The organism is Pseudomonas fluorescens (assembly GCF_000968015.1).
Classification (GTDB): Bacteria; Pseudomonadota; Gammaproteobacteria; order Pseudomonadales; family Pseudomonadaceae; genus Aquipseudomonas; species Aquipseudomonas fluorescens_W.
This window is the reverse complement of the sequence record NZ_LACH01000091.1, coordinates 1-10002: the sequence shown is the minus strand read 5'-3', so window position 1 is coordinate 10002 and position 10002 is coordinate 1. Positions and strand designations below refer to the sequence as shown.

Genomic DNA, 10002 nt, shown 5'->3' with positions numbered 1-10002 from the left:
AGGTTCAAGACGGTATCTACAGATAACATTCCGGCTTAACTGACTGGCACTAGCCATAGATGGCCCGTTTTCTATGCTCGGCCAATCATTTCCGCTAGTCCCATTGGACGATGTTGCCCCCGCTCAAACCCGCTTGAATAGCCCTGCATAAAGTCTCCCCCGGCAGCCGCCGAGTGCGGCGGGGCCTTAGAAAAAGAACGAGGAGTGCATCCATGGATATCCGTGGTCTGGGTTACGTCACCCTGTTATCCAGCGACCTGGCGCAATGGCGTCAGTACGCAAGCCAGGTGCTGGGCATGATGGTGGTCGGCAGCGATGACGATGAGCGGCTGTACCTGAAAATGGACGAGCGCCATTACCGCATTCTGGTGGAGAAAAGCGCTGAGAACGGCTTCGGTGCGTGCGGCTGGGAAGTGCCTGGCAAAGCGGCGCTTGAAAACGCCGTCAGCGTTCTGGAACAGGCCGATGTACAAGTCACCCGTGGCACTGTGGCCCAGGCCGAGGTTCGCAAGGTCCAGGAGCTGGTGCACTTCAGCGATCCGGATGGCAATCACCACGAATTGTTCTGGGGACCGTTGCAGGACTTCGCACGCTTCGTCTCGCCTGTCGGGGTCAAGGGTTTTGTCACCAACGAATTGGGCATGGGCCACGTGGTACTGCCGGCGCCGAGCTTCGAGCGCTGCCGGGATTTCTATGAGCAAGTCCTCGGTTTTGGTCTGTCCGACCTGATGAAAGTCCGCTTCACCCCGGACCCGGCCGAGCCGCAAAAGCGTATCCACTTCCTGCACTGCAATAACGGCCGGCACCACTCGCTGGCGATTTTCGAGTGCCCGATGCCCCACGGCTGCGTGCACATGATGGTCGAGGTCAACGCGCTGGACGAAGTCGGTCGCGCCCTTGATCGCGTGCACGCCAACGGTGTGAAGCTGTCGGCCACCCTCGGTCAGCACACCAACGATCAGATGATTTCGTTCTACATCAAGACGCCGTCCGGGTTTGACCTGGAATACGGCTGCGATGGCCTGGTGGTCGATTGGGATCGCCACACACCTTTTGAAAGCACAGTGGTCAGCCACTGGGGCCACGACTTCAGTGTCGGTCGCCAATGAGGACGATGACGATGGACAAGCGAATGACCACGGCCGAGATGGTCGGCCAACTGCGTGACGGCATGACCATCGGCATCGGTGGCTGGGGGCCGCGGCGCAAACCCATGGCGTTGGTGCGGGAGATTCTGCGCTCCGGCCTCAAGGACCTCACCGTGGTCGCCTACGGTGGTGCGGATGTCGGCATGCTCTGTGCGGCCGGCAAGATCAAGAAGCTGGTGTTCGCCTTCGTTTCCCTGGATTTCATTCCACTGGAACCGTACTTCCGCAAAGCACGCCAAGAGGCGGCGCTGGAGGTGATGGAAATCGACGAAGGCATGCTCCTGCTCGGTCTACGGGCCGCAGCGATGAATGTGCCATTTATTCCGACGGCAGTAGGCTTGGGCACCGATGTGCTGCGCCACAACCGGCAGATCAAGTTGATCGCCTCGCCCTATGCCGATGGCAAGGACTGGGTGGCGATGCCAGCGCTCAAACTCGATGCGGCGCTGATCCACGTCGACCGTGCCGATGCGCGCGGTGTGTGCCAGATCAGCGGCCCCGATCACTACATGGACGACTTGTTCGTACGTGCCGCGACTCACAGCTACGTGACCTGCGATGAACTGGTGGACAGCGAGTATTTCCACGCCGATGCCGGACACGCGCATCAAGTGTTCTGGGAACGCAACCTGACCACCGCCGTGGCCCACGTGCCGGGCGGTGCGCACCCGTCTTCCTGCGCGCCGCTGTACGGTTTCGACGTGGCGCACTTCAAGGCTTACAACGCTTCGGCGCAAGCCGTCGATGGCTGGCCGGGCTACGTCCGGGACTACGTCGACTGCACTCACGAACAGTACCTGGACAAGGTCGGCGGCCTGGCTGCGATCCGCCAACTGCCGTTGCCGATTTTTTAAGGGAGCCTTGCGATGAGCACTACCACTTACAGCCTCGCCGAATTGATGATCTGCGCCGCTTCTGAAGCCTGGCGCGACGATGGTGAGGTCCTGGCCAGCGGCATCGGTGTGATCCCGCGCCTCGCCGCGTCACTGGCCATGCTCAGCAGCAATCCGCAGCTGCTGATGACCGACTCCGAAGCCTACATGGTCGCCGAACCGGTGCCGTTGGGCGCGCGCAACGGCTATCAACCCAAGCGGGACAGCTGGATGGGGTTCTCGCGGATTTTCGACAACGTCTGGGGCGGCAAGCGCCATGCGCTGGTCGGCCCGACCCAGATTGACCGCTTCGGCCAGGCCAACATTTCGTGCATCGGTGACTACGCCAAACCCAAGGCGCAAATGCTCGGCGTACGCGGTTTCCCCGGCAACTCGATCAGCCACGCCAACTCTTTTTGTGTACCCAGCCACAACCGTCGGGTGTTCGTCGAAGGCGAGGTCGATATGGTCGCCTCGGTCGGCTATAACCCGGCCCGTCTGGCGCGCGGCTGGTCGCTGGACGAGATCGATATCCGCCTGATCATCACCGATCTTTGCGTGCTGGATTTCCTGGGCCCGCACCGGCAAATGCGCATTCGCTCGCTGCACCCCGGCGTGACGGTGGCCGAGGTTCAGGACAACACCGGATTTGCCCTGCATGTGCCGCCAGACTGCCCGACCACGGCCGCCCCGACCGTCGAGCAATTGCAGCTGATCCAGCGCCTGGACCCGCACAACCTGCGCGCCAGCCAGCTCAAAGACAACCCGCCAGGCCAACGCTGAGCGCCCCCGTTTCGGAGAAAAGTGATGGCTGAACATAACGACAAGAACGAGGCCGACGTGGTGCTTTACGAGGTGCGCGGCGCGGTGGCCCTGGTCACCATGAACCGCCCCGAGTACCACAACGCGCAGAACTCGCAGATGACCTACGCGCTGGACGCGGCGTTTCGCCGGGCCTGCGACGACGATGAGGTGAAAGTCATCGTGCTGCGTGGCGCCGGCAAGCATTTCTCCGCCGGGCATGACATCGGCACGCCGGGTCGCGACGTCGATCAGACCTTCGACCGTGCCAGCCTGTGGTACGACCATGTGAACAAGCCGGGCGGTGAATTTCTCTACGCCCGAGAGCAGGAAGTCTATCTGGGCATGTGCCGCCGCTGGCGCGAAATGCCCAAGCCAACCATCGCCATGGTCCAGGGAGCGTGCATCGCGGGTGGACTGATGCTGGCCTGGGTGTGCGACCTGATCGTCGCCAGTGAGGATTCGTACTTCGCAGATCCGGTGGTGCGAATGGGCATTCCCGGGGTCGAGTACTTCGCCCATGTGCATGAGTTGAACGCGCGAATCGCCAAGGAGTTTCTGTTCCTCGGCGAGCGCATGCCGGCGGCGCGCGCCTACCAAATGGGCATGCTTAATCGGGTAGTGGCCCGCGATGAACTGGAACAGCAAACCCTCGACATCGCTGGACGCATCGCGCAGATGCCGCGCCTCGGTCTGCAACTGAGCAAACAGGCGGTCAATAACGCCGAAGACCTGATGGGCAAGCGCGCAACCATGGACATGGTGTTTGGTCTGCATCACTTCGCCCATGCACACAATGAGCTGGTGTCGGGTGACCGACTCGGCGGATACGACGCCAAGGCCATGGCCCGTTCGCAACGCACCTCGGGCGGGGCGTGAGCATGGCGATCTCTTTGAATACCCGTCTGACCGAGTTACTCGGTTGTCGCTATCCGATCATCCAGACCGCGATGGGCTGGGTCGCCGACCCGAAACTGGTGGCGGCCACGGGCAATGCCGGTGGCTTCGGTTTTCTCGCCGGGGCGACCATCGAGCCTCAGCGGATGGAGGCAGCGATCCTCGAAACCCGGCGCCTGACCGATCAGCCTTTCGGCGTGAATTTTCATATGTACCAGGCCAACGCCGCAGAGATCGTCGAGCTGGTGCTGCGCCACAACGTCAGGGCGGTCAGCTACAGCCGCTCGCCCGGCAAGCAAATGATCAGCCGTTTGAAGGACGCCGGCGTGGTGTGCATCCCCACTGTTGGAGCGCTCAAACACGCGCAGAAAGCCGTGGAAATGGGCGCCGATGCGGTCACCGTACAAGGCGGCGAGGGCGGCGGGCATACCGGTTCGGTGCCGACTTCGTTGCTGCTCGATCAAGTCGTCAACGCAGTTTCGGTGCCCGTGGTGGCCGCCGGTGGTTTCAAGGATGGTAAAGGCCTGGTCTCGGCCCTGGCCTACGGCGCCGAAGGCATCGCCATGGGCACGCGCTTTCTGATGTGCGCCGACAGTCCGGTGCCGCAGGCAACCCTGTCGCGTTACCTCGCGGTCAAGGACCCGGCGGCGATCATCATCAGTCGCGCCATCGACGGTATGCCGCAACGGATGATTCGCAACGAATTGCTCAACGAGCTTGAAGCGAGTGGTGGTCTCAAACGCTTGTTGCTGGCGGTCCGCAGTGGCCTGGCTTACCGCCGCCACAGTGGCATGAGCCTGACGCAACTGCTCACCAGCGCGCTGAAAATGCGCGGCAGCGGTGAGCTGACGGCCGCTCAAAGCATCATGGCCGCCAACGCGCCGATGGTGATTCAGAAAGCCATGGTCGACGGGTTACCCGCCGAAGGTGTACTGCCCGCCGGCCAGATCGCCGCGTCCATCGACAGCTTGCCCAGCTGCGCCCAATTGATTGAACAGATCGTCCGCGACGCCGAATTGCGTCTGGACGCGCTGTGCCGCCGTGTGTCGTGAAGGGGAAAGGCATGAAACCATTTAGCGTCAGCATCGATAACGGCATTGCCGAACTGGTGTTCAACCAGCCACCGGTCAACGCCTTCAATTGTCAGGGCTGGGCCGATATCGCCAGCGAGATCGAAAGCCTCGGTCGCGACAGCGGCGTGCGGGTGATCGTGATTCGCGCCGAAGGGCGCGGCTTTTGCGCCGGGGTCGACATCAAGGAGCTGGCCGCCGACGGCAACCTGATCGTGGCGGTGAACAAAGGCAACTACGACAGCTTCAAGGCGATCCACCGCAACCCGAAACCGGTGATCGTTGCCGTACACGGCTTCGTCCTCGGCGGCGGCATCGGCATCTGCGGCGCGGCCGACATTCTGGTGGCCTCCGAGTGCGCTAGCTTCGGCGTGCCCGAGGTCGATCGCGGCGCCATGGGGGGGGGCGCGCATTTGCAGCGGCTGTTCCCGGTGCAGAAGGTCCGTCACATGTACTTCACCGGCGAAATGATCGACGCCGCTGAGGCCTGGCGCCTGGGTGCGGTCGAGCGTGTGGTCAAACGCGAGGACTTGCGTGAGGCCGCGCTGCAGATCGCCCGCACCATCGCCGCCAAGAGCCCGGCCATGATCAGCCTCGCCAAAGAAGCGCTGAGCGGTATCGAAGACGGCAATCTGGAAGACAAATATCGCTGGGAGCAGGGCTTCACGCTCGAGGCTTATCGCTCACTGGACTCACAGGAAGCACGCGACTCGTTCGTCGAGAAGCGCGATGCCCACTTCAACGGCTGAAGGCACCCTCATGGACCTGACATATACCCCGGCCCAGCAGGCCTTTCGCGCCGAGGCGCGGACCTGGCTGACGGCCAACGTACCCCGCGAACCGCTGCAATCGTTCGATACCGAGCAAGGCTTTGCCGAGCACCGTGCCTGGGAAAACCGGCTCAACGACGGTCGCTGGGGCATGGTCACCTGGCCGATCGATCTCGGCGGGCGCGGTTGCGACTTGATCGAGTGGTTGATCTTCGAGGAGGAGTACTACCGCTCTGGCGCGCCTGCACGGGTTAACCAGAACGGCATCTTCCTGCTCGGCCCGACGCTGATGGAATACGGTAGCGAGGAACAGAAAGCGCGCTTTTTGCCACGCATGGCCACCGGTGAAGATATCTGGGCCCAGGCCTGGTCCGAACCAGGCGCGGGTTCCGACATGGCGGCAATCCGCTCGAAGGCCGAACGGGTGGGCGACCATTACGTGATCAACGGCCAGAAAACCTGGTCGACTCGCGCCGTGTGGGCCGACTGGGTGTTCGGTATCTTCCGCACCGACCCTCATTCGCAGCGCCATCAAGGCCTGACGTTTATTCTGCTGCCGCTCGACAGCCCGGGGATCACGGTACGGCCAATTCCTCAGCTCAATGGCTTGCCCGGGTTCGCCGAGATTTTCTTCGACGACGTCAAGGTTCCGGTGGAAAACGCACTGGGCGGCGAGGGCATGGGTTGGCATGTGGCGATGTCCACCGCCGGGTTCGAACGCGGTTTGCTGCTGCGTTCACCCGCACGTTTTCAGGAAACCGCTCGGCGACTGGTGCAGCTGTACCAGTCCAACCGCGAGCAGGCTGACCGTGATCCGGCCATTGGCGAGTCGGTGATGCGCGCCTGGCTGGACGCCGAGGCTTACACCCTGAGCACCTACATGACCGCCTCGAAACTGGTGCAAGGCGGGAAGATCGGGCCGGAGTCTTCGACCAACAAAATCTTCTGGTCGGAACTCGATCAGAGCATGCACGACACCGCCATGAGCATTCTCGGCTTGCGTGGCGAGCTGCTGCCCGAAGCACCTGCTGCGGGCGATGTCGGCCATTGGCTGGAAGGTTTTCTGTTTGCCCAGGCCGGACCGATCTATGCCGGCACCAACGAGATCCAGCGCAACATCATTGCCGAACGCATGCTCGGCATGCCGCGTGCCTGAGGAATAGACCATGGACTTTAGTTTCAGCCGCGACCAGTTGCTGTTCCAGGACAACGTCAGAAGTTTTTTGATCAATGAGGTCACCCCGGAGCGCATTCGTGAACTGTGGCTCAGCGACAGCGGGCGCAGCGATCAACTCTGGGCCCAATTGGTGGAGTTGGGCCTGACCGCGCTGACCGTGCCCGAGGCGCATGACGGGATGGGCATGAATGAATTGGACTTCATTCTGCTCGCTCAGGAATGTGGCTATGCCGGTCTGCCCGAACCGCTGGTGGAGACGATGCTGATCGGCGTGCCGTTGCTCGCCGCCCTTGATGAAAGCCACGCGGTGCTCAAACAGCACTGGCTGACGCGCGTCGCCGAAGGCCATGCACGGTTGGCGATTGCTGAACCGGGTAACCCGCTGGTCAGCGATGCTCACGTCGCCGATTTGCTGTTGCTGGCTCATGGCGATGAGGTGCATGCGGTCGAACCTGGCGCGGTGCGCCTGACCCGCAATGTGTCGGTCGATCCCAGTCGTCAGCTGTTTCAGGTCGACTGGACGCCAACGTCCGCCACCTGCGTGGCCACTGGCGAACAGGGCCGACGCTTGTGGGCCGCCGCGTTCAATCGTGGCGCGCTGGGCTGTGCCGCGCAAATGCTGGGGCTGGCCAAACGCATGGTCGACCTCGCGGTGGATTACACCTTTGAACGCAAACAGTTCGGCAAACCGGTGGGTTCGTTCCAGGCGGTCAAGCATTTGATGGCCAACGTCGCGGTGCAGATCGAGTTCGCCAAAGGACCGCTGTATCGCGCCGCCTATGCACTGGCCGAGCAGCAACCGGGGCAGGAAGTGCTGGTGTCCCATGCCAAGTTGGCAACTTCGGAAGCCGCCATGCTCGCCGCGAAAAACACCATTCAGGCCCATGGCGCCATGGGTTACACCTGGGAAGTCGACCTGCATTTGTTCATGAAACGCGCCTGGGCGCTGGACAAAGTCTGGGGTGATCGTGGCCATCATAAAGGGCGGATCCGCGCGGCGTTGTTCGACGGCAATCCAGCACTGGGTGCTGGCAAAACTTTCTGACGGCGACTGTGCCCGACGTCAACATTTACCCCGAGGTACACCATGCCTGAAGCCTATATTGTCGACGCCCTGCGCACACCCACCGGGCGGCGCAAGGGTGGTTTGAGCCAGATTCACGCAGCCGATCTGGGCGCCCACGTCTTGCGTGCGCTGGTCGAGCGCAACGACATCCCCGATGACGATTACGACGACGTGATCTTCGGCTGTGTCGACACCATCGGTCCGCTGGCCGGGGACATAGCCCGCACCAGTTGGCTGGCCGCCGGCCTGTCGCAGTCGGTGCCCGGCACCACCATCGATCGCCAGTGCGGTTCGTCCCAGCAAGCGGTGCACTTCGCCGCCCAAGCAGTGATGAGCGGCACCCAGGATGTGGTCGTCGCCGGTGGCGTGCAAACCATGACCCAGATTCCTATTTCCTCGGCGATGATCGCCGCTGAACCGCTGGGCTTCAGAGATCCGTTCAGCGGCTCCGAAGGTTGGGTCCGGCGCTATGGCGCACAGCCGCCGACTCAATTCCGTTCGGCACAGATGATTGCCGAGAAGTGGGGGCTGTCCCGCGAACAACTGGAAGCCTATTCACTGGAGTCCCATCAGCGGGCATTGCGGGCCATCGAGCAAGGGCGGTTCAACCGGGAAATCGTGCCACTGGCCGGCGTCGTGCACGACGAAACGCCACGCCAGACCAGCCTGGCGAAAATGGCGGAACTGGACGTGCTGTTTGGCTGCGACCGGGTGACCGCCGCAGTGTCCAGCCAGACCTGCGACGCGGCCAGCGCGATGCTGATCGTTTCTGAAACGGCACTCAAACGCTACGGGCTGACACCGCGCGCGCGCATCCACCACCTCAGCGTGCGCGCCGAAGACCCGATCTGGATGCTCACCGCACCCATCCCGGCCACCGCTTATGCACTCAAGCGAGCCGGGATGAAGCTGGAAGACATCGACCGGGTGGAGATCAACGAAGCCTTCGCCTCGGTCGCCATGGCCTGGCTCAAGGAGACGGGTTATCCCCATGAACAGACCAACGTCAACGGTGGGGCGATTGCCCTCGGCCATCCGCTGGGCGCCACCGGCACCCGATTGATGTGCACGCTGTTGCATGAACTGGAGCGCTGCGGGGGACGCTTCGGTTTGCAGACCATGTGCGAAGGCGGCGGCCAGGCCAACGTGACGATTATCGAACGCTTGTAAGCGATGTATTTGAAGGGAGCAGGAACATGAAAATCTGTGAGAACCGCGTAGTGATCATCACCGGTGCCGGCGGTGGTCTGGGGCGGGCCTACGCGCTGGCCTTCGCTGCCGAGGGCGCTAAAGTGGTGGTCAACGATATCAATCGTGAAGCGGCGCTGGCTGTGGTCGGCGAAATTCTCGGGCAGGGTGGAAGCGCCGTGGCCAACAGCAACGACATCACCCGCTACGACGACGCGGCGTTGATCGTGCGCCAGGCCATCGAAACCTTCGGCGGCCTGGACGTGGTGGTCAACAACGCCGGCATCTGCCGCGACCGCATGTTCGCCAGCCTCACCGAAGCCGACTGGGATGCGGTGGTGGCCGTGCACCTCAAAGGTCACTTCTGCATCGCCAGCCACGCCGCGCGTTACTGGCGCGAGCAGGCCAAGGGAGGTGCGCAGCTGAGTGCGCGGATCATCAACACCAGTTCCGGGGCCGGTTTGCAGGGCTCCATCGGTCAGTCCAACTATGCCGCTGCCAAGGCTGGTATCGCTGCGTTGACGCTGGTGCAGGCGGCCGAGCTGGGTCGCTATGGCATAACCGTCAACGCCCTGGCCCCGGCCGCGCGAACCGGAATGACCGAGCAGGTGTTCGCCGATACCATGAAAAAACCTGAAGAGGGCTTCGACTACTTCGCTCCGGAAAACGTTGCGCCGTTGGTGGTCTGGCTCGGCTCGCAAGCGTCCAATGCGGTAAACGGGCAGATGTTCGAAGTCGAGGGCGGCAAGTTGTCGATTGCCGATGGCTGGCGTAGAGGTCCGGAATTGGACAGGCAAGGGCGTTGGGCGGTGGAAGAGGTGGGGCAGGCGGTAGAGCAATTAATGGCCAGGGTAGTGCCTGCGGCGAAAGTGTACGGCAGTTGATTGGGCCAATCCTTCTATATAGATGGATTCATTTTGCTCTTCTATATAGAGGGGGAACGGGCTGTTCGTCGGCGTTCCGCAGTGTTTGATAGAAAAGCTCAATTAAGTGTTGACGGCAGATTCTGGAAG

Annotated in this window: 10 protein-coding genes; all 10 read left to right on the top strand. The window is 62.3% G+C overall.

Features of this window, described 5'->3' with window-relative positions:
• Positions 1–212: 212 nt before the first annotated feature.
• Genes VD17_RS30085 through VD17_RS30040 form a run of 10 tightly spaced genes read left to right on the top strand, consistent with a single transcriptional unit; the run spans position 213 to position 9873 of the window.
• Positions 213–1109 carry a VOC family protein gene (locus tag VD17_RS30085; protein ID WP_046057007.1) on the top strand — a complete coding sequence of 299 codons (897 nt, stop codon included), beginning with the start codon at positions 213–215 and terminating at the stop codon, positions 1107–1109.
• Positions 1110–1120: 11 nt separating this feature from the next.
• Positions 1121–2002: a CoA transferase subunit A gene (locus tag VD17_RS30080; RefSeq protein WP_046057006.1), complete on the top strand. Its 882-nt coding sequence runs from the start codon at positions 1121–1123 to the stop codon at positions 2000–2002.
• 12 nt (positions 2003–2014) lie between these two features.
• Positions 2015–2803, top strand: a complete 789-nt coding sequence (locus tag VD17_RS30075) for a CoA-transferase subunit beta (protein ID WP_046057005.1) — start codon at positions 2015–2017, stop codon at positions 2801–2803.
• A 24-nt stretch (positions 2804–2827) separates the two neighbouring features.
• Positions 2828–3700, top strand: a complete 873-nt coding sequence (locus VD17_RS30070; protein WP_046057004.1) for an enoyl-CoA hydratase — start codon at positions 2828–2830, stop codon at positions 3698–3700.
• 2 nt (positions 3701–3702) lie between these two features.
• Positions 3703–4770: an NAD(P)H-dependent flavin oxidoreductase gene (locus VD17_RS30065; RefSeq protein ID WP_046057003.1), complete on the top strand. Its 1068-nt coding sequence runs from the start codon at positions 3703–3705 to the stop codon at positions 4768–4770.
• Positions 4771–4781: 11 nt separating this feature from the next.
• The gene (locus VD17_RS30060; RefSeq protein WP_046057002.1) at positions 4782–5537 is read left to right on the top strand and encodes an enoyl-CoA hydratase family protein; all 756 of its coding nucleotides are present in this window, start codon (positions 4782–4784) and stop codon (positions 5535–5537) included.
• Positions 5538–5547: 10 nt separating this feature from the next.
• Entirely contained in the window at positions 5548–6714 is a 1167-nt protein-coding gene (locus VD17_RS30055) for an acyl-CoA dehydrogenase family protein (protein WP_046057001.1), read from the top strand.
• Between the two features lie 10 nt (positions 6715–6724).
• Positions 6725–7780 carry an acyl-CoA dehydrogenase family protein gene (locus tag VD17_RS30050; RefSeq protein ID WP_046057000.1) on the top strand — a complete coding sequence of 352 codons (1056 nt, stop codon included), beginning with the start codon at positions 6725–6727 and terminating at the stop codon, positions 7778–7780.
• 42 nt (positions 7781–7822) lie between these two features.
• A complete protein-coding gene (locus VD17_RS30045) occupies positions 7823–8971 on the top strand; it encodes an acetyl-CoA C-acetyltransferase (protein ID WP_046056999.1) in 1149 nt (382 codons plus the stop codon).
• A 26-nt stretch (positions 8972–8997) separates the two neighbouring features.
• Positions 8998–9873, top strand: a complete 876-nt coding sequence (locus VD17_RS30040; RefSeq protein WP_046056998.1) for an SDR family oxidoreductase — start codon at positions 8998–9000, stop codon at positions 9871–9873.
• Positions 9874–10002: the final 129 nt, after the last annotated feature.